25 protein-coding genes are annotated in these 26,702 nt (G+C 66.8%); 11 read left to right on the forward strand and 14 right to left on the reverse strand.

The window, feature by feature from the left end:
- Positions 1-17: 17 nt before the first annotated feature.
- On the reverse strand, positions 18-1,145 hold the full coding sequence (hflK, locus tag ACGVWT_RS06485; protein WP_315461812.1) for an FtsH protease activity modulator HflK: 1,128 nt from the start codon (positions 1,143-1,145) through the stop codon (positions 18-20).
- Positions 1,146-1,216: 71 nt separating this feature from the next.
- Here hflK and ACGVWT_RS06490 point away from each other — a divergent pair, with 71 nt between their 5' ends.
- From ACGVWT_RS06490 to ACGVWT_RS06510, 5 genes are all read left to right on the forward strand, one after another.
- The gene (locus ACGVWT_RS06490; protein WP_315461813.1) at positions 1,217-2,164 is read left to right on the forward strand and encodes an Mrp/NBP35 family ATP-binding protein; all 948 of its coding nucleotides are present in this window, start codon (positions 1,217-1,219) and stop codon (positions 2,162-2,164) included.
- Between the two features lie 88 nt (positions 2,165-2,252).
- Positions 2,253-2,684, forward strand: a complete 432-nt coding sequence (locus ACGVWT_RS06495) for a CoA-binding protein (protein WP_315461814.1) — start codon at positions 2,253-2,255, stop codon at positions 2,682-2,684.
- A gap of 60 nt (positions 2,685-2,744) precedes the next feature.
- Positions 2,745-3,020 carry a hypothetical protein gene (locus tag ACGVWT_RS06500; protein WP_116462045.1) on the forward strand — a complete coding sequence of 92 codons (276 nt, stop codon included), beginning with the start codon at positions 2,745-2,747 and terminating at the stop codon, positions 3,018-3,020.
- A gap of 66 nt (positions 3,021-3,086) precedes the next feature.
- A complete protein-coding gene (locus ACGVWT_RS06505; RefSeq protein ID WP_116462044.1) occupies positions 3,087-3,434 on the forward strand; it encodes a hypothetical protein in 348 nt (115 codons plus the stop codon).
- On the forward strand, positions 3,431-3,868 hold the full coding sequence (locus ACGVWT_RS06510) for a hypothetical protein (protein WP_116462043.1): 438 nt from the start codon (positions 3,431-3,433) through the stop codon (positions 3,866-3,868). Before ACGVWT_RS06505 ends, ACGVWT_RS06510 begins: the two co-directional genes overlap by 4 nt.
- A gap of 503 nt (positions 3,869-4,371) precedes the next feature.
- Here ACGVWT_RS06510 and ACGVWT_RS06515 read toward each other — a convergent pair.
- Entirely contained in the window at positions 4,372-5,667 is a 1,296-nt protein-coding gene (locus tag ACGVWT_RS06515; protein WP_315461815.1) for a homoserine dehydrogenase, read from the reverse strand.
- Positions 5,668-5,807: 140 nt separating this feature from the next.
- On the opposite strand from ACGVWT_RS06515, the gene ACGVWT_RS06520 reads away from it, so the two are divergent.
- Positions 5,808-7,787, forward strand: coding sequence for an OPT family oligopeptide transporter (locus ACGVWT_RS06520; RefSeq protein ID WP_315461816.1), 1,980 nt, complete (start codon positions 5,808-5,810; stop codon positions 7,785-7,787).
- A gap of 144 nt (positions 7,788-7,931) precedes the next feature.
- Entirely contained in the window at positions 7,932-8,099 is a 168-nt protein-coding gene (locus tag ACGVWT_RS06525) for a hypothetical protein (protein ID WP_165800890.1), read from the forward strand.
- A gap of 149 nt (positions 8,100-8,248) precedes the next feature.
- Here the strand turns inward: ACGVWT_RS06525 and ACGVWT_RS06530 are convergent, their stop codons facing one another.
- The 3 genes from ACGVWT_RS06530 to queF all read right to left on the reverse strand — a co-directional run bounded on the left by ACGVWT_RS06530 (position 8,249) and on the right by queF (position 12,429).
- Positions 8,249-9,529, reverse strand: coding sequence for a glycoside hydrolase family 130 protein (locus tag ACGVWT_RS06530; RefSeq protein WP_043059863.1), 1,281 nt, complete (start codon positions 9,527-9,529; stop codon positions 8,249-8,251).
- Positions 9,530-9,582: 53 nt separating this feature from the next.
- Positions 9,583-11,859 carry a glycosyltransferase gene (locus ACGVWT_RS06535; RefSeq protein WP_394425655.1) on the reverse strand — a complete coding sequence of 759 codons (2,277 nt, stop codon included), beginning with the start codon at positions 11,857-11,859 and terminating at the stop codon, positions 9,583-9,585.
- A gap of 123 nt (positions 11,860-11,982) precedes the next feature.
- Positions 11,983-12,429 (reverse strand): preQ(1) synthase, encoded by a 447-nt coding sequence (gene queF / locus ACGVWT_RS06540; RefSeq protein WP_315461818.1) that lies wholly within the window; start codon positions 12,427-12,429, stop codon positions 11,983-11,985.
- 29 nt (positions 12,430-12,458) lie between these two features.
- Here queF and ACGVWT_RS06545 point away from each other — a divergent pair, with 29 nt between their 5' ends.
- The 3 genes from ACGVWT_RS06545 to metC all read left to right on the forward strand — a co-directional run bounded on the left by ACGVWT_RS06545 (position 12,459) and on the right by metC (position 16,138).
- Positions 12,459-14,003 carry a cryptochrome/photolyase family protein gene (locus ACGVWT_RS06545; RefSeq protein WP_315461819.1) on the forward strand — a complete coding sequence of 515 codons (1,545 nt, stop codon included), beginning with the start codon at positions 12,459-12,461 and terminating at the stop codon, positions 14,001-14,003.
- Between the two features lie 67 nt (positions 14,004-14,070).
- Positions 14,071-14,934 carry a 3-mercaptopyruvate sulfurtransferase gene (gene sseA, locus ACGVWT_RS06550; protein ID WP_315461933.1) on the forward strand — a complete coding sequence of 288 codons (864 nt, stop codon included), beginning with the start codon at positions 14,071-14,073 and terminating at the stop codon, positions 14,932-14,934.
- A complete protein-coding gene (metC, locus tag ACGVWT_RS06555; protein WP_315461820.1) occupies positions 14,924-16,138 on the forward strand; it encodes a cystathionine beta-lyase in 1,215 nt (404 codons plus the stop codon). Before sseA ends, metC begins: the two co-directional genes overlap by 11 nt.
- 378 nt (positions 16,139-16,516) lie before the next feature.
- On the opposite strand, the gene ACGVWT_RS06560 is transcribed toward metC, so the two are convergent.
- From ACGVWT_RS06560 to ACGVWT_RS06580, 5 genes are read right to left on the reverse strand one after another with little or no spacing between them, the layout of a single operon-like run.
- The gene (locus ACGVWT_RS06560; protein ID WP_017977575.1) at positions 16,517-16,933 is read right to left on the reverse strand and encodes a DUF3035 domain-containing protein; all 417 of its coding nucleotides are present in this window, start codon (positions 16,931-16,933) and stop codon (positions 16,517-16,519) included.
- Entirely contained in the window at positions 16,926-17,435 is a 510-nt protein-coding gene (gene lspA / locus ACGVWT_RS06565) for a signal peptidase II (RefSeq protein WP_315461821.1), read from the reverse strand. The genes ACGVWT_RS06560 and lspA overlap by 8 nt, the downstream gene beginning before the upstream one ends.
- On the reverse strand, positions 17,428-20,241 hold the full coding sequence (gene ileS / locus ACGVWT_RS06570; protein ID WP_315461822.1) for an isoleucine--tRNA ligase: 2,814 nt from the start codon (positions 20,239-20,241) through the stop codon (positions 17,428-17,430). The genes lspA and ileS overlap by 8 nt, the downstream gene beginning before the upstream one ends.
- 39 nt (positions 20,242-20,280) lie before the next feature.
- Positions 20,281-21,219 (reverse strand): bifunctional riboflavin kinase/FAD synthetase, encoded by a 939-nt coding sequence (locus ACGVWT_RS06575; RefSeq protein WP_315461823.1) that lies wholly within the window; start codon positions 21,217-21,219, stop codon positions 20,281-20,283.
- A 12-nt stretch (positions 21,220-21,231) separates the two neighbouring features.
- Positions 21,232-22,449: a dipeptidase gene (locus ACGVWT_RS06580; protein WP_315461824.1), complete on the reverse strand. Its 1,218-nt coding sequence runs from the start codon at positions 22,447-22,449 to the stop codon at positions 21,232-21,234.
- Positions 22,450-22,655: 206 nt separating this feature from the next.
- Between ACGVWT_RS06580 and ACGVWT_RS06585 the strand changes: the two genes are divergently transcribed.
- Complete coding sequence (locus ACGVWT_RS06585; RefSeq protein ID WP_116462031.1) at positions 22,656-23,021, forward strand: energy transducer TonB; 366 nt, start codon at positions 22,656-22,658, stop codon at positions 23,019-23,021.
- Between the two features lie 21 nt (positions 23,022-23,042).
- Here the strand turns inward: ACGVWT_RS06585 and cobT are convergent, their stop codons facing one another.
- The 4 genes from cobT to cobS are packed head-to-tail and all read right to left on the reverse strand — an operon-like array spanning position 23,043 to position 26,588.
- On the reverse strand, positions 23,043-24,869 hold the full coding sequence (gene cobT / locus ACGVWT_RS06590; RefSeq protein ID WP_315461825.1) for a cobaltochelatase subunit CobT: 1,827 nt from the start codon (positions 24,867-24,869) through the stop codon (positions 23,043-23,045).
- A complete protein-coding gene (locus tag ACGVWT_RS06595; protein WP_315461826.1) occupies positions 24,869-25,255 on the reverse strand; it encodes a type II toxin-antitoxin system VapC family toxin in 387 nt (128 codons plus the stop codon). The genes cobT and ACGVWT_RS06595 overlap by 1 nt, the downstream gene beginning before the upstream one ends.
- On the reverse strand, positions 25,255-25,536 hold the full coding sequence (locus ACGVWT_RS06600) for a type II toxin-antitoxin system Phd/YefM family antitoxin (RefSeq protein WP_315461827.1): 282 nt from the start codon (positions 25,534-25,536) through the stop codon (positions 25,255-25,257). The genes ACGVWT_RS06595 and ACGVWT_RS06600 overlap by 1 nt, the downstream gene beginning before the upstream one ends.
- A gap of 47 nt (positions 25,537-25,583) precedes the next feature.
- Positions 25,584-26,588, reverse strand: coding sequence for a cobaltochelatase subunit CobS (gene cobS / locus ACGVWT_RS06605; protein WP_315461828.1), 1,005 nt, complete (start codon positions 26,586-26,588; stop codon positions 25,584-25,586).
- Between the last annotated feature and the right edge of the window lie 114 nt (positions 26,589-26,702).

Genomic DNA, 26,702 nt, shown 5'->3' on the forward strand with positions numbered 1-26,702 from the left:
GTGCCGCCAGAGCCCCTTCACTGGCCGCCTCCCGTCGTGGTGACGGGCTGGGTCGGCGTCACCGCGGCCGGTGCCGCCGGCACGCTGTCGGGCAGGCGGCGCGCGCCCTGCGACTGCAGATAGGGCACGACGTTGCCGGGTTCGACGATCGTCTTGTCGGACTTGGCCAGCACGGCCTCCATGGTCTCGTAATACATGCGGCGGCGGGTGACGGCGGGGGCGAGCTTGTACTGCTCGTACACCTTGTCGAATTGCGACGCCTCGCCCTCGGCGCGCGCGATCACCTGCTTGGCATAGGATTGCGCCTGGTTGCGCACGCCCTGCGCGTCCTGCTGAGCGGCGGTGACGTCCTTGAACGCATCGTTGACGCGCGCGGGCGGATCGGCCTGCTTGATGCCGACGCCGACGACGACGATGCCCGACTTGTAATCGTCCAGCACCTTCTGCATCCGCTCCTGCGCCTGGTTCTCCATCTGCGCACGACCCGGCCCGAGCGCCGCGTCGAGCGTCTGGTTGGCGACCACTTCGCGCATCACGCTTTCGGCCGTCGCGCGCACCGTCTCGCGCGGCTTGTCGATCTGGAACACGTAATCCTGCGGGTTCGCGATCTTCCAGCGCACCGCATAGGCGAGGTCGATGATGTTCTGATCGCGCGTCAGCATCAGGTTTTCCGAGCCGGTCTCGGGAAAATTCTCGATGCGGATGTTCTGCACGTCCACCTTCACCACGCGCGCGATCGGCGCGGGCATCGTCATTGCGATGCCGGGATCGAGCGTCCCCGAATAGCGGCCGAGGTAGGTCACCACGCCGCGCTCCTGCGGCGCGATCGGGTGGATCGAGGTGTAGAGGATCCAGGCGAGCAGGATGATCCCCGCCCCGATCAGCCACAGCGCGCGCGGATTGGGCGACACGGGCAGGCCGCCGAAGCCGCCGCCCCCACCATTGCCGCCGCCACCGCCGCGCGCCTTCTTCAGGAATTCGTCGAGCGCCGTCGGCTTGTTTGCGGGCTTGCGACCGCCCGGCGGCAGCGCCCAGGGGTTGCGCGGGCCACCGCCCTGATCGTCATCGCCCGATCCCCACGGGCTCTTCGGCGGTTCGGCGGCGAGAATGGGAGGGCGATTGGTGTTGCCCGGCAGGATCGTCATACCCTCTGTTATAGGAGGGTGTTTGCGGAAAAACAGTGCCAAGCCGCAGGCGGGCCCCTATCTGCGCCGCCATGACACAAGACGTTACGATCGCCGCCGTCCGCGCCGCCGCCGGCAGCCGCGCCACCTTGCGCTTCGAGGGAGACCGCGCCGGCATCGTCCTGGACGCGACCGGCCTGTCGGCAAGCGAGCGCGCGACGCTGGAGGCGGAGGTCCGCGCCGCCGCCGAACGCAGCTGGGCCGGCGAGGTCCGCCTCGTCGTCACCGCCGAGCGCGTCGCCCGTCGGCTGATCGCGGTGGCGAGCGGCAAGGGCGGCGTCGGCAAGTCGACGCTCGCCGCCAACCTCGCCATCGCCCTGAAGCAGACCGGCCGCCGCGTCGGGCTAGTCGACGCCGACATCTACGGCCCCTCGCAGCCGCGGCTGATGGCCGCCGAGGGCCAGCGCCCGACCGCGAAGGACAAGGTGCTCAATCCGGTGCCCACGCCCTATGGCGTGCCGATGCTGTCGATGGGGCAGCTGGTCGAAGACGGGCGCGCGCTCGCCTGGCGCGGGCCGATGGTCGCGGGCGCGCTGACCCAATTGGTCGAGGCAGACTGGGGCGCGACCGACACGTTGGTGCTCGATCTGCCGCCCGGCACCGGCGACGTGCAGCTGACGATGGTCCAGAAGCACAAGCCCGCGGGCGCCGTGATCGTCTCCACCCCGCAGGACCTCGCGCTCATCGATGCGACGCGTGCGATCGACCTGTTCGACAAGGCCGGCGTGCCGGTGATCGGCCTCGTCGAAAATATGGCGGGCTATGCCTGCCCGCATTGCGGCAAAATCTCCGATCCCTTCGGCCAGGGCGGCGCCGAAGCCACCGCCCAGCGCCTCGGCCTGCCCTTCCTCGGCCGCGTGCCACTGGCGATCGACATCCGCACCGCCTCCGACGCCGGCAAGCCTCCCGCCGCTGACCCGAACGACACGATCTTCGCCCCCATCGCCGCCCGCGTCGCGGATTGGCTCGCGACGCACTGACGCCTCCCCGCCGCCCCGCCCCCATACGCCCCCAAGGAACCACCGCCCCCGGCAACGGTATATCTCCCACCCAGCCGGAGACGCACCGATGCCCCTCACCGACGATGCCGCGATCAAGACGCTGCTCGAAACCGCCCGCACGATCGCGCTGGTCGGTGCGTCCGATCGCCCCGATCGCCCGTCGTACCGCGTGATGGCGACGCTCCAGAACCACGGCTATCGCGTGATTCCGGTCAATCCGCAGATCACCGGCGAACATCTGCATGGCGAATTCGTCTTCCGCGATCTCGACCAATTGGGCGACCCGATCGATATCGTCGATATCTTCCGCCGGTCGGACGCGGTCGGCCCGATCGTCGATCAGGCGATCGCGATCGGCGCCAAGGCGGTGTGGATGCAATTGGGCGTGATCGACGATGCTGCCGCCGCCCGCGCCGAGGCCGCCGGATTGCAGGTCGTGATGGACCGCTGCCCCGCGATCGAAATCCCGCGCCTGCAGGTCGCCCCGGTTAGCGCTTGATCGTCGCGCCGTTTCGGCCAACATTCGTTCCCACCAAAGCCGTTCGGGAGTGCCCGTCCCATGTTCGCGCTGCTGTTGCTGATCCCGTCCGCCCCCAGCGACGCCGTCGCGGGCTTCAAGCTGACGCCCTCCAAACCGACGCTCGGCTGCATCAGCGGCGCCTGCACGCCGCCGCCCCGGCAAGAAGACTATCGCGTTCCCTACGAACCCGATCCCCTCGCCCGCACGTCGAAGGATCGCGCCTTCGCCAATGACGGCACGAAATGTCAGGTTGTCGGCGACAAATTCTGCACCAGCCGTGGGCGCACGATCTTCAAGACCGACTTTGACGACTGATCGGAGACGATTGACCGAACGCGATCGACCCGCGACGATAGGCCCTGCCCGCATGAGGGGGGATGCATGATCTGGATGATGCTGCTGGCCGCACAGGCGGGTGACGATGCGCAGGGGCTGATCGGGCGATCGCGCGACGTGATCGTCGGCGAACGCTGCGTCGCCGATCCCAACACGACCGACATCACCGTCTGTGGCCGTCGCCGTGCCGACCGCTTCCGCGTCCCGTTCATCGTCCATGACGCGGGCGATCCGCGCTACGAAGCGGTCATCGTCGAACGCGACCGCCTGCTCCACCGCACCAACCCGGTCGAGGAGCTCTCGCCCTTCAAAGTCGGCGGCGGCATGGCAGGCGTGACGATGAACAGCCGCCACGGTCTGACCGGCGCAACCGACCGGCCGCTCGCGCCATGATCCTGCTCGCCCTCGCCCTGCAGGCTGCCGCCCCGACGCAGCCGGTCACCGCCTCGCAGCCGGCCGCCACGCCGCAGCGCTTCTCGATCCTCGCCAAGCAATGCGGCCAGCCCGACGACAAGGGCACGATCGTCGTCTGCGGCAATGGCGACACCGGCAATCGCCTGCCCCTGCCCGACGAACGCGACCCGGCCCCCGGCCGCGGCGCCAACCCCGAACTGTCGAGCGTCCGCGCGCTGGAGTTGCAGGGAACGCCCTGCGCAGCGCGCCAGGGCGGCTGCACGGTGGGCTTCGGCCCGCCGATCGTGCCGATGGCGATCGCTGCGGCCAAAGCGCTCAAATCCGCCTTCGCCAAGAAACCCGACAAACGCGGCCGCATCGCCATCCCGCTCGACGACCCGGCGCCCACGGGAACGGTGACGGTCACGCCGTAGGCGCCACTTCCTCCCATTCGTCATCCCGGCGCACGCCGGGATCCATGGATACGATGTAAGCTGTGGCTCGCGTAAAACCGCCCGCACCGCGACCATGGATCCCGGCATTCGCCGGGATGACGAAATTGGAGGGAGCAACACGTGCCAACGAAAAGCGGTGGGACACTGCCCCAAGAGCTGGCCCACTTACCGTCATCCCAGCGAAGGCTGGGATCTCTCGGTTGCACGGCCCGACAGGAGCCGCGAAAGACCCCAGCCTACGCTGGGGTGACGTATCGAGCGGGCACGCTCAATCCCCAGGACCAACCCTGTAGGATCGCACACCCGGCAAGCCAATGACTCGCCACGCAAAATCACCCACCCCTGTCCTACACACGCCGACCGGCGTAAACCAAAGCCCAGTCCCGACCCGCTCTTTCTCAAAGCTCCATTTCGGAAACGATAGCCCCCGAACGTTTCCGTTCAGGTGTTCATGTTGTCTATCTTCCTCGAAATGGCGGACATCACCCCAGGATCGGCATCCACAGCGGCTGGCCGGCAAGGCTCTGCGATCCCCGCAGTTTCTCCAGCGCATGCGCGACGCTGCGTTCCGGCCCTTCGTGCGTCACGATCGCGACGATCACGCTACCATCGGCGGCGACGCCGCGCTGGATCAGGCTTTCGATCGACACGCCGGCATCGCGCATCGCCGCGGCGATCTCGGCGAGCACGCCCACCTTGTCCTCGACGGTGAAGCGCAGATAGGCCCGCGCGCGGCGCTCACCGCTATCTGCCTTGGGCTCCGCGGTCAGCGAGGCGGCGGGCATCGCATAGGGCGGGCCGAACTCGCCGCGCGCGATATCGATCAGGTCGGCGACCACCGCGCTCGCGGTCGGCCCCTCACCCGCACCGGCGCCCTGGAAGAACAGCCGACCGACGAAATTGCCCTCCGCCACCACCGCGTTGAGCGACCCGGTGACATGCGCGAGCGGATGGTCGATCGGCACCAGATGCGGGTGGACGCGCTGGAACAGCCCGTTCGCGCCGGATTCGGCGACCCCGACCAGCCGCACCTTGTACCCGAGCGCCGCCGCCTCCGCGATGTCCGCCGCGATCACATGGCGCACGCCCGTCGCCGCGACGTCCGCAAACGCCGGCCGCGTACCGAAGGCGATGCTGGCCAGGATCGACAATTTGTGCGCGGCGTCGACGCCGTCGATGTCGAAGCTCGGATCCGCCTCGGCATAGCCCAGCGCCTGTGCCTCGGCGAGCACCTCGGCGAAATCGCGCCCCTCGGCTTCCATCTTGGACAGGATGAAATTGCACGTACCGTTGAGGATACCGTACACCCGGCCAATCGCATTGGCAGCGGCGCCTTCGCGCAGCCCCTTGATCACCGGGATGCCGCCCGCGACCGCCGCCTCGAACTTCAGCGGCACGTCCGCCGCCTCCGCCGCCTGCGCCAGCTCCAGGCCGTGGTGCGCCAGCATCGCCTTGTTGGCGGTGACGAAGCCCTTGCCCGCCGCCAGCGTCGAGCGTGCCAGAGTCAGCGCCGGGCCGTCGGAACCGCCGATCAGCTCCACCACCACATCCGCGTGCGGGTGCGACGCCAATTCGCGCGTGTCGTCCACCCAGTCGAAACGGGTCAGGTCGATCCCACGGTCCTTGCTGCGATCGCGAGCGGACACCGCCACCACTTCGATCCCGCGGCCCGCGCGCCGGGTGATGAGGTCGCGGTTCGCATCGAGCAGGCGGATGACGCCGCCGCCCACCGTACCGAGACCGGACAAAGCGACGCGCAAGGGTGTGTTCGTGTTCATGGCCGCCGCCTAGCGGAAAGCAGCGTCCGCTGTCGAGATAGCGCAAGCTTATGTCGCACGGACGCCCGCCATTGCCGATCCGCCATGCGACGTGCAGAACCACGCGACACCTCACTTTTTGCCGACGAGTGCCCCGATCCATGGCCACCGCCCCCTCTTCCCGGTCCGACCGCACGACGCCCGTCGCCGAACTCACCGTTCGCGGCATCCTGCTCGGCGGGCTCATCACGTTGCTGTTCACCGCGGCGAACGTGTACCTCGGGCTGAAGGTCGGCCTCACCTTCGCAACGTCGATCCCCGCCGCGGTCATCTCGATGGCGATCCTGCGCTATCTGCCGGGCGCGACGATCCTCGAAAACAACATCGTCCAGACGGTCGCCTCCGCGGCGGGCACGCTCGCGGCGATCATCTTCGTGCTCCCCGGCCTCGTCATGATCGGCTGGTGGCAGGGGTTCCCCTATCTGCTCACCGCCGGGATCACGATGACCGGCGGCATCTTGGGCGTGATGTTCTCGGTCCCGCTACGCCGCGCGCTCGTGGTCGATACCGACCTGCCCTATCCCGAAGGCCGCGCCGCCGCCGAAGTGCTGATGGTCGGCGCCGGTAGCCGCGCGGGCGAAGCGGAAAGCGGCAAGGGCCTCAAGCTCATCGTCGTCAACGCGATCGCCTCGGCTGGGTTCGCGCTGCTCACCCAGACGAAGCTGGTCGTCGCAGAGGCCGCGCAATTCTTCCGCGTCGGCGGCGGCGCGACCGCAATCTCCGGCGGCCTGTCGTTCGCGCTGATCGGGGCCGGGCACCTCGTCGGCCTGTCGGTCGGCCTCGCGATGTTCGCCGGCGTCGTCATCGGCTGGTGGGTCGCCCTGCCGATCCTCACCGGCCTGTCGCCTGCCGCCGCGGGCGTCGGTCTGGAGGCTTGGGTCGGCGGCGTGTTCCGCACCGACGTACGCTTCTTGGGCGCGGGCGTCATCGGCGTCGCAGCGATCTGGACTCTGCTCAAGATCATCGGGCCGGTAATCGCCGGCATCCGTTCGTCGATCGCGGCCAGTGCGGCGAAGCGCAGCGGCGCGACGCTGGCGCTGGGCGAGCGCGATCTGCCGATCGGTATCGTCGCGCTCGTCAGCCTCGCGACGCTGGTGCCGATCGCGGGCCTGCTCTGGTCGGTGATCGCCCGTGGGCCGCTGGCGGGATCGGCGGTCGTGCTGATCGCCGGCGCGTTGGTGTTCGTGCTCGTCCTTGGCCTCGTGATCGCGGCAGTGTGCGGCTACATGGCGGGCCTGATCGGCGCGTCGAACAGCCCGGTGTCGGGGATCGGCATTCTCTCCGTCCTCGCCGCCTCGCTGATGCTGGTCGGCCTGTTCGGGCGCGGCGCCGGGGCGGACACGACGCAGGCGCTCGTCGCCTATGCGCTGATCGTCACCGGCATCGTCTTCGGCGTCGCCACCATTTCCAACGACAATCTCCAGGACCTCAAGACCGGCCAGCTGGTCGGGGCAACGCCATGGAAGCAGCAGGTCGCGCTGATCTTCGGCGTCATCTTCGGCAGCCTCGTCGTGCCGCCGGTGCTCGAACTGCTCGCGACCACCCTCGGGTTCCAGGGCGCGCCGGGTGCCGGCCCCAATGCGCTCGCGGCGCCGCAGGCGGCGCTCATTTCGGCGTTGGCGAAGGGCGTCCTCGGCGGCAACCTCAACTGGGTGATGATCGGTTACGGCGCCCTCATCGGCGTCGGCGTCATCGCGCTGGACGAGACGCTGGGCCGCACCGGCAAGCTCCGCCTGCCGCCGCTCGGCGTCGGCCTCGGCGTCTATCTGCCGATGGCGGTGACGCTGCCGGTCGTGCTCGGCGCGGTGATCGGCGCGCTGTACGACCGCTGGGCGGACCGCACGCCCGACGTCGAATTCGCCAAGCGCATGGGCGTGCTCACCGCGACCGGCATGATCGTCGGCGAAAGCCTGTGGGGCGTCGCCTTCGCGGTCATCGTCTATGTCACCGGGTCCGACGCCCCTTTGGCGATCGCCCCCGCGGGGTTCGACACGATCGCGCTAGTCGGCGGCACGATCGCCTTCCTGGCCCTGGTCGCGGGCCTCTATCGCCTGACGCGCCGGTCGGTAACGCAGCCCTAATCCCGAAAAGCGACGAACCGTTCGTCGCGCCGGGAACCCTTCCAGATGCACGCCGTTATGCCCTCAGAACCCGGTGATCGCCCAGCCATCCCCCCCCCGGCCGGCGATCGCCGGGTTTGCCGTATGCGTCATTTGGGGTCAGTCGTGACATCGTCAGCACAGCAGCATCGCGACCGGTTCAGCACCGTTGGCCGTACGCTGCGTCGTAGCATGCCCGTGCCCACCGACACGTTCATCACCGACGACATTCCACTGCTGCTGACCAAGTTGTCGCAGATTCCCGCCACGCGCGATCCGCGCGACGCCCGCTAAGACGCGCAGTCGCTCATCATCACCGTGTAAACGTCATTCCGGCGCGGGCTGGGATCGTCTCGCGATGGCGCGCATTAAAGCCGCGCACAGTCCCAGCCTGCGCTGGGACGACAATCACCATGCCGTAACGCGTTGGTCGAACCGCCCGCTCACACCATCGCGGCGAGCAGGTCCTTGATCGCTACGAACGCGAAGCCCACCGAACTGTCTGCGATGCCATAGGGCAGGAACAGCGTATCGCCGTGCCGGATCGCGCCGCAGCTGTAGACGACGTTCGGGACATAGCCCTCGCGATCCTGATCCTTCGCGGCGAGGATGGGTTCGCGTGTGCGGCCCAGCACCTTAGACGGATCGTTCTTGTCCAGCAGCGCCGCGCCGATCGAATATTTGCGCATCGCGCCGACACCATGGGTCAGCAGCAGCCAGCCTTCGTCCAATTCGATCGGCGGACCGCAATTGCCAATCTGCACCAGCTCCCACGGAAAGACGGGGGTCAGGATCTTTTCGCCCTCGTCCCAATGCTCCAGGCTGTCGGACTTCAGCAGGAACAGGTTCTCGCCGTCCTGCCGGCCGATCATCATATACTGGTCGCCGACCTTGCGGGGGAACAGGCCCATGCCCTTGTTCCGCGCCGCAGAACCGGACATCGGCACGAGGTCGAAGCTGCGGAAATCGCGCGTGCGCATCAACTCCGACTGGATCACCGACCCGTTATAGGCGGTGTAGGTGCCAATCCATTCGAAGCTGCCGTCGTCATGCTGGAAGTGGCTGATCCGCAGATCCTCCAACCCCTTGGACTGCGCCTGCGTAATCGGGAAGATCACCGTGCCCGACAGTGTCGAATCGCGATGGCGCCAGACCGTGACCGGCCCCGCCGGCATCTCTTCCTCACCGCCGATCACGTCCGTGGCGGTGGCGAAGGGCGGCTCCGGCGCCAATTCCAGTTCGTGGCCGTTCGAGATGATGCCTTCACGGAACGCGACGGACGAAATGTGCCCCTCGCCGACCGAACGCAAGCTCATCAGAATGCGCATCGATCCTTCGGGCATGCCCGACTGGTCGAAATGCGGTACCGCACTGGGATTCATCAGCGCCGCGGCGGCATAGCTATATTCGTGGCAGAAATAGGCGCCGATCAGCTGACGCTTTTCGTCGCTGATCTCGGTGCCGTCGAGGCCGAGCAGCTCCTCGATTTCGTCGTAGCGCGTCATGAAGACACGCCGGGTCTGCCAGTGGCGTGCCTCGAAATCTTTCAGCACGGCCTCGAGCTGATCGCGCGCTTCTTCCGTCGACATGGCAAGCACTTCGCCGACCAGGCGTTCGGTGCGGTTGGGTGCGCCGCCCTTGCCGCCCCACGCGATGTGGAACGGGCGGACGACGACGCGGGACGGATCGGCGTGCAGCCGCAACCCGTGATTGAACAGATCCATCGCGCTTCAGAACCCTCGTCGACCGGTCGTTATGACGTCGTCACCCGATCGTATCAGGCGACGGCGCGCGATGTCCCTGCCACGCCTTGGGTCGCCTTTGAAAGCCCCGAAATCGCACAACTTGCCAGCTGCAGCGCTAGGATCGACTCCGCACCCTGATTGCGATTGAGCCCGGTCAGCATCAGGCCGTCGAAACAGCCGCCGTCCGCGGCCGTCGCCAGCGGCAGGTCGAGGTCGTTGTGGCCCAGATACCAGCCATACGCCCGCTCCGCCTCGGCGACCCAGCGCGCATCGCCCGTTGCACGCCAGGCGGCGAGACAGGCATCGACCGTCGCCTGCGCCTCCAACGGCTGCTGATCGAACTGCAACGGATCGGCATAGGGGCGATGGAAGCTCTCCGTGCCCACCGCGCGGAAGCGACCCTCCGGCGACGTCTGCTTGGCGACGATCCAGTCGAGCGTCTCCAGCCCGCAATCGATCAGATCCTGTCGGCCAAGCGCCTGACCGGCAACGACCAGCGCCTGCGGCAGGCGTGCGTTATCATAGGCCAGCACGATCTCGAACCAGCGCCATTCCGGCCGGCGTGCTGCCGCCAGCAGTGCAAGGTGATCGTCTGGGAAGCGTTGGAGGATCGACCGCGCGAGCTCATGCCCCGGCGACGTCTCCAGCATCGCCGCGGCACCCAGCATCGCGAACGATTGCGCGCGGAGCGACCCCAGTTCCAGCGCCAGACTGGCGGTGCGATCAAACATCGTCCGCGCCCAGTCGCGATGCTTGGCGTCCTTGCCGTCGCGCGCGGTGACGCCAAGCGCCCAGATCGCGCGACCGTTGGAATCTTCGGAGCCCACGTCTTCGCACCAGGTCCGGTCGAAGTTCATGAAGTTGCGGAACCGTCGCGCCTCCGGATTCCACGCATACTGGATGAACGAGGCATAGATGGTCGTCCATTTGTCCCGCGCGATCGGATCAAGATCGTCCATCGCGCTCATCAGCATCAACGCGCGGGCGTTGTCGTCGATGCAATAGCCATGGCGGCGATCAGGGACCGAGTAGATCGAATGCTGGAGCATGCCGGTCGCATCACTCATCCGCTCGACCGCCGCGAAGTTGGGCTCCAGCGCGCGCAAACCATGCGGCGCCGACTGGGCGAGACGGCGCGGGCGCGATGCAACCGCGACCTCCAGCTCGTGCAGCGCCGATTCGGCGAGCCGCGGCCAGATCATCGTGCGGCCGCGATCATAGGCGCGCTGCGCCAGCCGCGTCCGGTCGCGCTTGCTCGACAGCAGGCGATCGATCTCGCGCGCAAACGCGGCGACGTCACGGAAGTCGACCAGTACGCCATGGCCATCCGCCAGAATCTCGGTCGCGTGGACGTAAGGGGTCGAAATGACCGCCTTACCGACACCGACGGCGTAAGACAGCGTTCCACTGGTGATCTGCGCGGGGTTAAGATAAGGCGTCGCATAAATGTCGGCGGCCTGCAGATAGTCGAGCAGTTCGTCATGCTCGACGAAGCCGTCGATGAACGCGACATTGTCGCCGACGCCAAGCTGGTCGGCCAGTGCCTTCAGCCGGTCGCGATACGCCTCACCTTCATGTGCCACGAGATTGGGATGGGTGGCGCCCAACACCGCATAGAGGAGATTGGGATGGCGCTCCGCGATCGCAGGCAGCGCTTCGATGATGGTCTCGATGCCCTTGCCAGGTGCTAGCAGACCGAAAGTCAGCACGACATCGCGTCCCTGCCAGCCGAAACGGGGCTTCAGCGTCTCGGGATCGACGAACGGGCGGTCGGGAACACCGTGCGGGATCATGGCGATCTGGCGCGGATTTGCGCCATAGACGCGGCGCAAGATGTCGCGACCGCGCTCAGCCATCACCACGATCTTGGCAGCACGATGCAGCAGACCTTCCAGCACGCGACGCTCATCGGCGTTCGGCTTTTCCAAGACCGTATGCAGGGTTACAATGACCGGCAGGGTGGTGCGATCGAGCAGGCTTAGCAGATGCTCGCCGGCCGGTCCGCCGTAGATACCGTACTCGTGCTGCACCCAGATCGCCTGCGCGCCGCTCGCTTCAATCGCACGAGCGGTCGATAGATAGGCAGACAGATCCTGCTGCGGGATGGTCCCCGTCACCGCCGGCGGATAGGCGTAACGGCCCGGATGATCGTCCATCGCATAAACATCGACCTGCACGTCCGGAAAGCGATCACGCATCGCCTGCCACACGTCGGTCGTGAAAGTCGCCAGACCACATTGGCGCGGCAGGAAGTTCCCGATCAAGGCCAGATGCCGGATCGCGTCGCCCTGTGCTGCCGTGGTCACCATACCTCATCCTTCGCTGGCGCAACATTACGGGCAGAGCCGCGACCTTGCCGAGGGATGAACAGCCGATCAGCCGAAAGGTTGCACTCATGTTGCAGTGCAACCTGGCAATGATGCTGATCTCGATCAACCTCGCCCGCGGTACGGGGCTACGCCCTGATCGGGCAGCCACAGGTCGGTCGGCGGCGCGCTCGACTGCCAGAAGACGTCGATGGGAATACCGCCGCGGGGATACCAATAGCCGCCGATCCGCAGCCATTGCGGCTTCATCTCGTCGAATAGCCGCTGACCGATGCCGACGGTGCAATCCTCGTGGAAGGCCGCATGGTTGCGGAAGCTGCCGAGGAATAGCTTCAGCGACTTCGATTCGACGATCGTGTCGCCCGGCACATAGTCCAGGACGAGGTGCGCGAAGTCGGGTTGCCCGGTCACCGGACACAGCGACGTGAATTCGGGCACCGCAAACCGAACGAGATAGGTCGTGCCGAGACGCGGATTGGGAACATAATCGAGCACCGCTTCTTCGGGAGAGGCGGGCAGTTGGCTGGTCTGGCCAAGGTGCATCGGGGTCATAGCGGCCCATGTAGGAGACGCGAGGCCGGATGAAAACGCTTGTTCCCGTATTGGGCGACCAGTTGACGCCCACGCTGTCCTCGCTGCGCGATGCCGACCCTGCGGAGACGATCGTGCTGATGATGGAGGTTGGCGACGAGACGACCTACGTCCGCCATCACAAGCAGAAGATCGCGTACATCTTGTCGGCCATGCGGCACCATGCCGCTGCGCTGACGAAAGCGGGATGGACCGTCGACTATGTCCAGCTCGACGACCCCGACAATTCCGGCAGCTTCACCGGCGAAATGGCGCGAGCGGTGGAGCGGCACGCGCCCGACCAGATCGTCGTGACCGAAGCGGGCGAATGGCGCGTTGCGGCGATGCTGGAGAGTTGGGAAACGATCTTCGGCATCCCTGTCGACATCCGCGCCGACGATCGGTTCGTCGCCACCCATGCCGAATTCGACGCCTGGGCCAGCGAGCGCAAGCAGCTGACCATGGAGTTCTTCTATCGCGACATGCGCCGCAAGACCGGGCTGCTGATGGACGGCAAGAAACCCGTCGGCGATCGCTGGAACTTCGACAAGGAGAACCGCAAGCCCGCCAAGGCGGACCTGTTCATGCCGCAGCCGCATGTCTTCAAGCCCGACGCCATCACCAAAGAGGTGCTGGCGCTGGTGGCGAAGCGCTTTGCCGACCATCCCGGTACGCTCGACGGCTTCGCCTATGCCGTCACCGCCAAGGATGCCGAGAAACAGGCCGCCTATTTCATGGCCAAGGCACTACCGCAGTTCGGCGATTACGAGGACGCGATGCTGACCGGCGAGCGCTATCTGTGGCACTCGATCCTGTCGCCCTACATCAATTCGGGCCTGCTCGATCCGCTCGACCTGTGCCGCCGTGCCGAGGCGGAATATCGGGCTGGTCGCGCGCCGCTCAACTCGGTCGAGGGCTATGTCCGCCAGATCATTGGATGGCGCGAATATATGCGCGGCATCTATTGGCGCGAGGGCCCCGATTATGTGACCCGCAACTTCCTCAACCATAAGCGCAAGCTGCCCGGCTGGTATTGGACCGGCGACACCGACATGCACTGCCTGAAGGAAGCGATCGGGCAGACGCTGGAGACTGCGCACGCACACCATATCCAGCGGCTGATGGTGACGGGCAATTTCGCGCTCTTGATCGGCGCCGATCCGGCCGAGGTGCATCGTTGGTATCTCGAAGTCTACATCGACGCCTATGAATGGGTCGAGTTGCCCAACACGCTTGGCATGAGCCAGTTCGGCGACGGTGGTCTGCTGGGATCGAAGCCATACATCTCGTCGGGCGCCTATATCGACCGGATGAGCGATTATTGCGGGCATTGCCGCTACGACGTGAAGAAGCGGGTGGGTGAGGATGCCTGCCCGTATAACGCGCTCTACTGGGATTTCCTGGCCCGGCACGAAGGCAAGCTTAGCGACAACCAACGGCTGCGCATGCCGTACGCGACATGGAAGAAGCAAAGCGCGCAATCTCGTAATGAAACACGTGGCCAAGCTAAAACTTTCTTACAGAGTCTCGACACCGCATGCGAATCCGGTTATTGAGACATCCGGGCACTCCTCCCCAGCGTAGCCCGAACGTGAACGTGCAAACGTGAATGGAGAGAGTGTGATGGACGCGTTGGTGACGACCGAATGGCTGGCCGCAGAGATGGGCGCAAGCGACCTGCGGATCGTCGATGCCACCTATTTCGCCAACTTCCCCGGCGAGGCGCCGCGCGATGCCGCGGCGGAATATGAGGCGGCGCACATTCCCGGCGCGGTGTTCATGAACCTGGGTGAGCTCCGCGATACCGACAGCGATCTGCCGATGATGCTGCCCTCTGCCGAGAAATTCGCCAGCCGCATGCAGAGCCTGGGGCTAGGCGATGGCAGCCGCATCGTGCTCTACGACAATTCGCCGCATCACACCGCGGCACGCGCATGGTGGATGCTGCGGACGTTCGGCGCGCATGACGTCGCGATCCTGGACGGCGGCCTCGCCAAATGGCAGGCGGAGGGGCGCGCAACGGCGAGCGGCAAGGAAGCGCTGCGCCATCGCCACTTCACCGTCTGGGCGGACCAGAAGAACGTCCGCACGCTCGACCAGATGAAGGCGAACGTCGACAGCGGCGCCGAACAGGTCGTCGATGCCCGCTCGGCCGCGCGCTTCACCGGCGAAGAGCCCGATCCGCGCCCCGCGACGCATGCCGGCCACATCCCCGGATCGAAGAACTTGCCGCAGGGCCAGCTGTTCAACGCCGATGGCACATGGAAGACGGGCGACGCGCTGCGTCAGGCGTTCGCCAGCGCCGGCGTCGACCTCGACAAGCCGATGGTCGCGACCTGCGGGTCGGGGATCACCGCCGCGGTGCTGGCCTTCGGCGCGCATCTGGTCGGCAAGGCCATGCCGATCTATGACGGCAGCTGGTCGGAATGGGGAGCGGATCGCTCGACGCCCAAGGCCATGGGAGCCAAGGAAGCCGTTGACGCGTAACTCCGACGACGAAACCTCCCCGGAAGCTCGCCTGGGCGACGCCACGCGCGTCGTCCAGGCGGGCCGCCGCCCCGAATGGACCGCCGGAATCGTCAATCCGCCGGTCTGGCGCGCCTCGACCATCCTCTACGACACTATCGCCGACCTGCGCGCCAACGGTCATGGCGACACGCACCACCGCCTCTATTACGGCCGCCGCGGCACGCCGACGCAATGGAGCCTCGCCGATGCGCTGACGAGCCTCGAGCCGGGGGCGGAGGCGACGTTCCTCTACCCCTCGGGCGTCGCGGCGATCGCCGCGGCGTTGCTGTCCGTCCTGTCGCCGGGCGACGAGCTGTTGCTGGTCGACAGCGCCTATGACCCGACGCGGGGGCAGGCGATGCAGCTGTTGAAGCGGTTCGGCGTCACCACGCGCTTCTACGATCCGCTGATCGGCGCGGGGATCGAACAGCTGATTGGCCCCGCCACCAAGGCGATCTTCCTCGAAAGCCCGGGCAGCCTGACCTTCGAGGTGCAGGACCTGCCCGCGATCGTCGCCGTCGCCAAGCGCCACGGGCTGACGACGCTGCTCGACAACACCTGGGCGACGCCGCTGTTCTTCCCGGCGATCGAGAAGGGCATCGATCTCACGATCCTCGCCGCGACGAAGTATGTCGTCGGGCATAGCGACGTGATGCTGGGGTCGGTGACGGCAGCACCCGGTCATTATGCGGCGCTGCGCGACGTCAGTTACCAGCTGGGGCAGGTGACATCGCCCGATGACGCCTGGCTCGGCAGCCGCGGCCTGCGCACCATGGCGGTCCGCCTCGCCCAGCATCAGAAGAGCGCGCTCGCGATCGCACAATGGCTTTCGACCCGACCGGAGGTCGCGCAGGTGCTCCACCCCGCCCTGCCCTCGTGCCCCGGCCACGACCATTGGGTGCGCGACTTCAAGGGATCGAGCGGGCTGTTTTCGTTCGTGCTCAATGGCGGCGGCGAAGCCGCACGAGCCGCGCTGATCGATGCGCTCGACCATTTCGGCATCGGTTATAGCTGGGGCGGATTCGAAAGCCTTGCCATCCCCGCGGATCCGGCGCGCATCCGTACCGCGGCGCCGCGGGACTATGCCGGGCCGCTGGTCCGCCTGCAGATCGGCCTGGAAGACCCGGACGATTTGATTGCCGACCTCGACCGGGGGCTCGCCGCGTTTCGGGCGCGTGCCTGACCGGGCAGGCGCCGCTGCTTCCGCGGCGGCAACATAGACAACATGAACACCTTAACGGAAACGTTCGGGGTCCATCGTTTCCAAATGCGACCGTGAGAAAGAGCGGAACGGTTCGTCGTTCCGCTCCCCGGCGGGATGACGTCCGGCCTAACCCCGTGTCGTCATCGCGAGCGAAGCGCGGCGATCCAAGGCGTCCTGGTCCGGCTCTGGATTGCTTCGCTGCGCTCGCAATGACGTACTCTTCAGAGGTCGTCCCGCTCCATAGAGGACTGCGCAGATGTAGGACAGGGCCGGCGATTTTGCCTGTTATTCGAACGACTTGCCCGACCATCGATCCTATCGACGATCGGGCAGCGCGTCCCGGACTCGGGGAAAGCCTTACTTCTTGGTCGCCGCCGCGCGGGCGTCCTGGCCGTCGCCTTCGGGGGCGGCAACGATGTCGCGCGTCGTCGCGCCCTTGTCGACGACGTTGGTCTGCGGATCGCCGACCTCGGAGCGGATACCGGCATCCGCCGCGTCGCCGCCGGCCTGGTTGACGACGCCATTCTCCGCGGCGCTGCGTGCCGTGTTGCCGCCGAACAGCGCGTCGAGCGTCTGTGCGGTCGCCTGATTGTCCTGCGGGCGGGCGGCGCCCGGCTGCGGCGGGACCAGCGCAAAATCGGGCGGGATCACCAGCGGCGCTTGACGCGCGACGGCGAATTCGTCGGGACGCGCACGGTCGTAGCCGCGCTTGCCGCAGCCCGAGAGGAGAACGACGCAGGCGAGGCCGGCGAGAATCGGAACTGACTTACGCATGGGGATTCTCCGAGGGAATGTCGCGCTTGTCGCGCATCAGGAGCGCGCGGACAAGCAGCACCAGCACGCCGAGGGTGATCGCGGCATCCGCGACGTTGAAGACGAGGAACGGGCGCCAATCGCCGAAGTGCAGATCGGCGAAGTCGACGACATAGCCGAAGCGCACGCGGTCGACGATATTGCCGAGCGCGCCGCCCAGGATCGCGCCCAAGGCGATCCGATCCGGCCGCGCCGGCTCGCGCGTCATCCAGATCGCCACCGCGATGGCGATCGCGCCGGTCATCGCGACCAGCGCCCAGCGCATCGTGTTGGTGTCGGCGTGGAGCAACCCCAGCGAAATGCCGTGGTTGGCGACGAAGCGCAGGTTGAAGAACGGCGTGACGTAGCGTTCGGCGGTCAGATCGTTGAGCTGGAGCACGTCGGTGATCGCGAACTTCGACGCCTGATCGGCGACGAAGAGCAGCGCGGCTGTGACCAGGCCGGAAACGGGCGGGTTACGCATGACCGACGACGCTCTCGCAACGCGCGCACAGATCGCCATCCACCGCGACTTCCGGCAGGTGGCGCCAGCAGCGGCCACACTTGTTGTAGTCGGTGCGCGTCACCGTCACCTCTTCGCCCTCACCCACCCGCGCGACGATGAACGTCTCGGCAAGTGCCGACGCATCGAGCGGCATTTCGGGCACGGTCACGTCGGCTTCGAGGCTCGACTTCACCTTCTTCTCGCGGCGCAGCGGCTCGATCGCCTCGGTGACGCTGGCGCGCAGGCGGCGGACGTCGGCCCAGTCGGTGCCGAGCGGCTCGTCACCCGGCAGCGCGGGCAATTCGGGCCATTCGAGGAAGTGGACCGAGCCGTCCTCGCTCGGGAAGCGTGCCTGCCACACTTCCTCGGCGGTGAAGCACAGGATCGGCGCGGCATAGCGGACGAGCGCGTGGAACAGCACGTCGAGCACGGTGCGATAGGCACGGCGCTTCGGATCGGTCGCCGCATCGCAATAGAGCGAATCCTTGCGGATATCGAAGAAGAAGGCCGACAGATCTTCGTTCGCGAAATCGGTCAGGCGGCGCAGGTAGCGGTTGAGCTCATACGCCTCGGCCGCCTCGCGCAGGTCCATGTCGAGCTGGCCGAGCAACGTGAGGACGTACCGTTCCAGTTCAGGCATCGCCTCGACCGGCACGCGCTCCGCTTCGGTGAAGCCGTCGAGCGCGCCGAGCAGGTAGCGGAAGGTATTGCGCAGCTTGCGATAGCCGTCCGACGCGGTGCCGAGCACTTCCTTGCCGATGCGCACGTCGTCGAAATAGTCGGTCGAGGCGACCCACATGCGCAGGATGTCCGCGCCGCTTTCGCCGATCACCTTCAGCGGATCGACGACGTTGCCGAGGCTCTTCGACATCTTGCGCCCTTGCCCGTCGAGCGCGAAGCCGTGGGTCAGCACCGCGTCATAGGGCGCGCGACCGCGCGTGCCGCAGCTTTCGAGCAGCGACGACTGGAACCAGCCGCGATGCTGGTCGCTACCCTCGAGGTACAGGTTGGCGCGCACGTCGGCGCCGTAGCGCGCCTCGACGGTGAAGACGTGCGTCGAGCCGCTGTCGAACCACACGTCGAGAATGTCGTTCTGCGGTTCGAAGTCGGCGAGGTCGTAGTCGGCACCGAGCAGCGCCTGGTGGTCTGCGGTGAACCATGCGTCCGCGCCGCCGTCGCGGAAGGCGGCGACGATGCGCGCGTTGACCGCGGGATCGTTGAGATAGTCGCCGGTGGCGCGGTTGACGTAGAGCGCGATCGGCACGCCCCAGGCGCGTTGGCGGCTGATGACCCAGTCCGGGCGCCCCTCCACCATCGAACGGATGCGGTTGCGGCTGCGTTCGGGCACCCAGCGCGTATGTTCGATCGCGTCGATCGCGGTCTCGCGCAGCGTCGCGCCATTGCTGGCGCGGCCCTCGCCGTCGTTCAGGATCGCGCGGTCCATCGGGATGAACCATTGCGGCGTCGCGCGGAAGATCACCTTCGCCTTCGACCGCCACGAATGCGGGTAGCTGTGGGCGAAATCGTCGCTCGCCGACAGCAGGGCGCCGGCCGCGCGCAGGTCCGAGCAGATCGGGCCTTCGGCGCTGGTGAACTTCTTGTTGATGACGCTGCCCTGACCGCCGAGCCACGCCCAATCCGGCCGGTACATGCCCGCGCCATCGACCGCGAAGACGGGATCGATGCCATGCGCCTTGCACAGCAGGAAGTCGTCCTCGCCATGATCGGGGGCCATGTGGACGAGGCCGGTGCCGGCGTCGCGGGTGACGAACTCGCCTGCCAGGAACGGCCGCGGCTTCGCGAAGAAGCCACCCAGCGCGTGCATCGGATGCTTCGCCGTCGCGCCTTCCAGCACCGCGCCCTTCACCAGCGCGATAAACTCTTCCATCTTCAGGCCGGTGCGCTTCATAAACGCACCCATCAGGTTTTCCTCGACGAGGAAACGCCGGCCGCCGCAGCCGAAGAGGATGTAATCGAGCGCCGGATTATAGGCGAGCGCCTGGTTGACCGGGATCGTCCAGGGCGTCGTCGTCCAGATCACCGCGGTGACGCCGACCAGGATGTCGGCTTCGGGTGCGTGGTCGATCTCGAACCCGACGTCGATCTGGGTCGAGACGATGTCCTCATATTCGACTTCGGCTTCGGCGAGCGCGGTCTTCTCGACCGGCGACCACATGACGGGCTTGGCGCCGCGGTACAGCTGGCCGCTTTCGGCGAATTTCAGCAGCTCGCCGACGATCGTCGCCTCCGCGTCGTAATTCATCGTGAGATAGGGATCGGCCCAGTCGCCCATCACGCCGAGGCGCTGGAACTGGTCGCGCTGCACGCCCACCCATTTGTCGGCATAACCGCGGCATTCAGCGCGGAACTGCGCGACCGGCACCTCGTCCTTGTTCTGCTTCTTGGCGCGATACGCCTCTTCGACCTTCCATTCGATCGGCAGGCCGTGGCAGTCCCAGCCGGGCACATAGGGGGCATCCTTGCCCATCAGCGACTGGCTGCGGACGATGATGTCCTTCAGCACCTTGTTCATCGCATGGCCCATGTGGATGTCGCCGTTGGCATAGGGCGGGCCATCGTGAAGAACGAACAAATCCCGGCCCTTACGCTGTTCGCGCAGGCGATCGTACACGCCGATCCGCGCCCAACGATCGAGGATCGCGGGCTCCTTGGCGGCGAGGCCCGCCTTCATCGGGAAGTCGGTCTTCGGCAGGAAGACGGTGTCGCGCCAATCACGGGGGGTGCTGGGGGCGGCGTTGACGGCGGTGTCGGGCGTGTCGCTCATAGGTCGTTACGGCTTAGCGGCAAGGTGTGAACGTGTCATTCACAATGCTCGGGCCGCAGCGGAGAGCCGCGCCCGCGCCTCGGCACAGTCGGCCTCCATCTGGGCGGTAAGCGCGTCGAGGCTGTCGAACTTCGCTTCGGGGCGGATATAGTCGATCAGCGCGACCTCGATGGTCTGGCCGTACAGGTCGCCGGAAAAGTCGAAGAAATAGGGTTCGAGCAATTCCTTGGGCGGATCGAAGGTCGGGCGGATGCCGAGGTTGGCGGCGCCCTGCACCTGACGCCCGTCCGGCAATCGCGCGGTGACGGCATAGATGCCGTAGGCGGGGCGGAGATATTTGCCCATGTCGAGATTGGCGGTGGGATAGCCGATCGTCCGGCCGAGCTTGTCGCCGTGCTGCACGGTGCCTTCGATCGCGAACGGGCGGGTGAGCAGGCGTGCGGCGCCGCGCGGATCGCCGGCGCGCAGCAACTCGCGGATACGGCTGGACGACACCGTCTCCCCGTCCAGCGTCACGGCGCCGACCGTTTCCGCGGTAAAGCCGTAGGTCGTGCCCAGCGCCGCCAGCATCGCGACGTCGCCGCGCTTGCCCTGGCCGAAGGTGAAATCCTCGCCGGTGACGACGCCCGCCACCTGTAATCGCGCCGCCAGCCGTTCGGCAAAGGCCTCCGCGGACAAAGCCGCCAGGGCCGCGTCGAAGGCGAAGACGACCATCGCATCCACCCCCGCCGCGGCGAACAGGCGTTCGCGCTGGTCGAGCGTGGTCAGGCGGAAGGGCGGCGTGTCGGGGCGGAAGTGGCGGACGGGGTGCGGATCGAAGGTCGCGACCAGCGCCGGTCGCCCCTCGGCCCGGGCACGCGCGACCGCTTGCCCGACCACCGCCTGGTGACCGAGGTGAAAGCCATCGAAATTGCCGAGCGCGACGATCCCCCCGGCCAGATGCGGCGGCACCGTCGAGCCGCCGTCCAGCCGCTCCATGTCATGCGCGCCCTAGGACCGTGACGCCCCCGGAGCAAGAGCGGGCGCGAGGCCGTTTCGCAGGAGCCGCAGCACGTTGCCGCCCATCACCTTGGCGATCTCATCCGGCGTGAAGCCGCGATCGAGCAGCGCCTGCGTGATCCCGACGAGCTGGCTGGTATCGAAGCCGGTCGTCACCGCGCCGTCGAAATCGGAGCCGAGGCCGACGTAATCGACGCCGACGAGGTCACGGACATGCGCGATGGCGCGGGCGACGGCGGCGGGATTGGTCGCGCAGACCGCCGCATCCCAATAGCCGATGCCGACGACCCCGCCGGTCGCGGCAATGCCCTTGATCTCCGCGTCGGTCAGGTTGCGGTTGACGCGACAGGTCGCCTGCACGCCGCCATGGCTGGAGACGACGGGGCGCCTGGCGACGCGCAGGATGTCGGCGACCGCGGCGTGGCTGGCATGGGCGACGTCGACGATCATGCCCTTCGCCTCCATCGCCGCGATGACCTGCCGTCCGAAGGGGGTCAGGCCGCCCTTGGCGATGCCGTGCATCGATCCCGCGACGTCATTGTCGAAGAAATGCGCCATCCCCGCCATGCGAAAGCCCGCCGCATACAGGCGATCGAGATTGTCGAGCCGTCCTTCGAGGTCCTGCAACCCCTCGATCGACAGCATCGCACCGACCGGCGCGGCGGTGAGGCAGTGATCGCCATAGCATTGCGTCCACGCCTTGCGATCGGCGAGCAGGCGGTCGACGTCGGCGGGCGCGCGCACCAGGCGCAGCTGACCGCCCGACGCCGCAACGGCGCGGTCCAGCTTTTCCGCATGCCATAGCGAGCGTTGCAGCAGCGACCCCCAGGTGCGCGGAGGCTGCATCTGCGCGATCGCGAGCAAGGTGATATTGTCGGTGTCGGCGCCGTTGGCATCGTAATTCTGGTGCTTGGGCGTCTTGGTGACGGACGAGAACACCTGGAGCGCGACATTGCCCGCCTGCAACCGCGGCAAATCGACCTGCCCGCGCGAGGCGCGATCGAGCAGGTCGCGGCGCCATAGCAACGTATCGGCATGCATATCGGCGATGGCGAGCGTGCGGTGGAGCGCGCGGGCCTGCGGCGTCACACGGATCGGCACGGGTACGACGCGGTTCATCGACCGTTCGACCAGCACCGGCGCGAGGCCGAAAAAGCCGGCGAGTGCCAGTGCGAGGATCACACCGCCGCCGATCAGCCATTTGCGCATGCCGCCGTCTCCCACGGGGATCGTCCGCCCCCTGAAGGGGACTATGGGCAATCGCCGGGGCGTGAGCCACCCGAAATCGCACCTCGCCGATGGGGCCCGCGCCCGATGTCCAAACCGTCAGCCAATCGTAAGCCCGGGCGGATAAAGCCGGAGCGCCGTCGGCGGTACGCGCGCGTCCCCATCCGCCGCGCGAACGAGGATCGACCATGCGTTATCGAATCTTGCCCGCCGCCCTGATCGCCATCGCCAGCGCCCAGCCGGCCCTTGCCCGCCACCACGCCCGCCCGCCGCAGCCGGCGGAAGACCCGGCGTCGTGGCTCGGCGCGATGGATTATCCCCCGGCTGCAATGCGCATGGCCGAGCAGGGCGATGTCGCCGTGACACTCGCCGTCGACGAACAAGGCCGCGTCACCGGCTGCCGGATCGAGCACAGCAGCGGCTTCGCCGACCTCGACGCGGGCACATGCCTGCGCCTGTCCCGGCGCGCGCACTTCCAGCCCGCCATCGACGCGCAGGGCCAGCCGACCGCCGGCGTCTACCCCCGCACCGTCCGCTGGCGCCTACCGGGCTGACCGGCGGCCCGCGGACAGGTTTTACGGCGTATCGAAGAGCGCCGCGAGCTGTTCGATGATCGTGCCGCCCAGTTGCTCGGCATCCATGATCGTGACGGCGCGGGCGTAGTAGCGCGTGACGTCGTGGCCGATGCCGATGGCGACGAGTTCGACCGGGCTCTTGCCCTCGATCCAGCCGATCACCTGGCGCAAGTGGCGTTCGAGGTAGCTGCCTGAATTGACCGACAGCGTCGAATCGTCGACCGGCGCACCGTCGCTGATGACCATCAGGATGCGCCGATCCTCGGGCCGGGCGATCAGACGGTTGTGCGCCCACAGCAAAGCCTCGCCGTCAATATTTTCCTTGAGCAGCCCCTCGCGCATCATGAGGCCGAGGTTGTTGCGCGCGCGGCGCCACGGTTCGTCCGCCTTCTTGTAGACGATGTGGCGAATGTCGTTGAGGCGGCCCGGCTGCGGCGGGCGACCGGCGGCGAGCCATGTCTCGCGGCTCTGTCCGCCCTTCCAGGCGCGGGTGGTGAAGCCGAGGATCTCGGTCTTCACGCCGCAGCGTTCCAGCGTGCGCGCGAGGATGTCCGCACTGATCGCGGCGATGCCGATCGGGCGGCCGCGCATCGAGCCCGAATTGTCGATCAGCAGCGTGACGACGGTATCCCGGAAATCGGTCTCGCGCTCGATCTTATAGCTCAGCGACTGCGTCGGGTTGACGACGACCCGGGCGAGCCGCGCCGCATCCAGCATGCCCTCGTCCTGATCGAAGTCCCAGCTGCGCGATTGCTGCGCCATCAGCCGGCGCTGCAACCGGTTGGCGAGCTTTGATACCGCCGATTGCAGGTGCGCGAGTTGCTGGTCGAGATAGCCGCGCAGACGGGCGAGCTCATCCGCATCGCACAAATCGGTCGCGGCGATCACCTCGTCGAACTGCGTCGTCCACGGCTTGTAATCGAACTGCGGCATGTACTCGCCGCTCGGACGGTTGGGCCGAACGGGCTGCGTGCCGTCGTCGCCGTCCTCGCCCGCTTCGCCGTCGAGGTCGTCCATCGAGTCCTCGCCGAACTCTTCGCCTTCGCTGTCGTCGCTGTCCGACTGCTGCTGCTCGCCGCGCGCGTCGACCTGGCCTTCGCCCTGGCCGGCGTCCTCGTCCTCGCTGTCTTCGCCCTCGTCCTGCTGCTGGTCGTCGGTGCCCTCGTCCTCCGACCCGCCGTCGTCCGCCTCCTCGGGCTTTACCTCGCCTTCGATCAGCTCCAGCTCGGCGAGCATCTTCATCGCGAGCGACTGGAAGGCGCGCTGGTCTTCGAGCGCGAGCGCGAGGCTGGACAGGTCGGTGCGCTGCTCGATCCATTCCCGCACCAGCGCAAGGCCGGGCGCGGCGGTGGCGGGCGCCTGCTTGCCGGTCAGCGCCTCGCGTACCATCAGCGACAGCGCGGTCGACAATGGTACTTCCTCGCGCGTGCGAGCGCGGGTGATCGGATCGGCGCGCAGCCGCACGTCGAGCGCATGGCCCAGATTGTCGGCGATGCCCGCATAGCCGCGGCTGCCCAGCGCCTCGACACGCGCGCCCTCGACCGCGTCGAACACCGCACGTGCCACCGCTTCCGCCGGTGCGTGGCGGAGGTGCATCGCACTGTCGTGATGCTTCAGTCGCAACGCGAAGCCATCGGCGAAGCCGCGCGCCTCCGCCACCTGCTCGGCCGGCAGCGCGCGTGCGGGCATCGGCACCTTGATATGCTTGCCCGACTGCGACGGCGCATCGGCGGTGAAGGCCAGTTCGACCTCCGGCTCCTCCGCGATCGCGCGCGCCGTGCCGGACAGGACCGCCTTGAACTGGTCGAGAGGGGTTTCGTTGGCCATTACCACAGGGTCTCGCATCCGAACGCCGCCATCTCACGATCACACGTCACCAGCACCATATTCTCCAGCAACGCCTGCGCCGCCAATATGCGATCGAAAGGATCCTTGTGCGCGCCATGCAGCGCCCCGCCCTTGAGCCCGTGGATCATCGCGACGGGCAAGGTCTGAAATCCATCAGCAACGACATCTTCTTCGAAACGATCGATCCGATCACGCATCGCCGCAAGCTGTCCTTTTCGTACCTTGGTCGCAATTTCCCAGGCGGTTGCGGCGCTGACGAAGACAACATTATCCCCATCCTCGATCGCAGCGGCGGCACGAGGCGGCAGGGCCGGATCAGCGAGCCACCACCAAAGTAGGGCGTGGGTATCGAGCAGCAGCCGCATCAGACGTGGGGCGGGAAAACGCTGGCGTTCTCGATCTCGTCGAGTTCCGCTGGCGTGAAACACGGCGCCATGATGTCATCATACGAAAGCTTCAGGTCCTTCCACCGGCCCGGTTGCCGCTTGCGCTTCGCAACGGGCTCGATCGGCACCAATTTGGCATAGGGCACACCTGCCTTGGCGACGATGATCTCCTCGCCGGCATGGGCGCGGTCGACCAGCTTCGAAAACTGCGTCTTCGCCTCGTGGACGTTGAACGTCTTCTGCGGGTCGGCCTCTGCCATCGTGCATCTCCGATAGGCGGACTAAGTAGGTTAGTCCATCCGGTCGATCAAGCCTTCCCCACCACGCTTTCCGGCAGGTCCTGGCCGAAGACGCGCTGGTAATATTCCGCGACCAGCGGGCGTTCGTTCTCATCGCACTTGTTGAGGAACGACAGCCGGAACGCGAAGCCGACATCGCCGAAGATTAGCGTGTTCTGCGCCCAGGTGATGACGGTGCGCGGGCTCATGACGGTCGAGATGTCGCCGTTGATGAAACCCTTGCGCGTCATGTCGGCGACGCGGACCATGTTGTCGACCTGGCGCTTGCCCTCAGGCTTGTCGTATTCGCCCGATTTGGCGAGCACGATCTGTGCCTCGGTCGCGGCGGGCAGATAGTTGAGCGTCACGACGATGTTCCAGCGGTCCATCTGGCCCTGGTTGATCTGCTGCGTGCCGTGATACAGGCCGCTCGTGTCGCCGAGGCCGACCGTATTGGCGGTCGCGAACAGGCGGAACCATTTGTTCGGGCGGATGACGCGATTCTGGTCGAGCAGCGTCAGCTTGCCCTCGGTTTCCAGTACGCGCTGGATCACGAACATCACGTCGGGGCGGCCCGCGTCATATTCGTCGAAGACCAGCGCCGTCGGCGTCTGAAGCGCCCAGGGGAGCAGACCTTCGCGGAATTCGGTGATCTGCTGGCCGTCCTTCAGCACGATGGCGTCGCGGCCGATCAGATCGATGCGGCTGATGTGCGCGTCGAGGTTGATGCGGATGCACGGCCAGTTGAGGCGCGCCGCGACCTGTTCGATGTGGCTCGATTTACCGGTGCCGTGATAGCCCTGCACCATCACGCGGCGGTTGTGGGCGAAGCCCGCCAGCACCGCGAGCGTCGTGTCGGGATCGAAGACATAGGCGGGGTCGAGATCGGGGACGCGTTCGTCCGCCTCGCTGAACGCCGGCACTTCCATGTCGCTGTCGATGCCGAACAGGTCGCGGATGCCGACCATCTTGTCGGGAGCGTCGAGGATCGTGGTTTCACGGCTGTCAGGCTGGGTGTTGGGAATGTCGGTCATCGGGTCGGGGCACCGTTTTCGAAGCGAGGCAAGAGGCAGCCACCCCCAACGCATGACGCGCGCGAATGACCCACTGGCTACCAGTGGAAACGGAACGGCGCGGCGTCAAGCGAT

Origin of the sequence: Sphingomonas sp. S6 (assembly GCF_043498045.1) — a bacterium.
In the GTDB taxonomy this organism is placed as follows: Bacteria; Pseudomonadota; Alphaproteobacteria; order Sphingomonadales; family Sphingomonadaceae; genus Sphingomonas.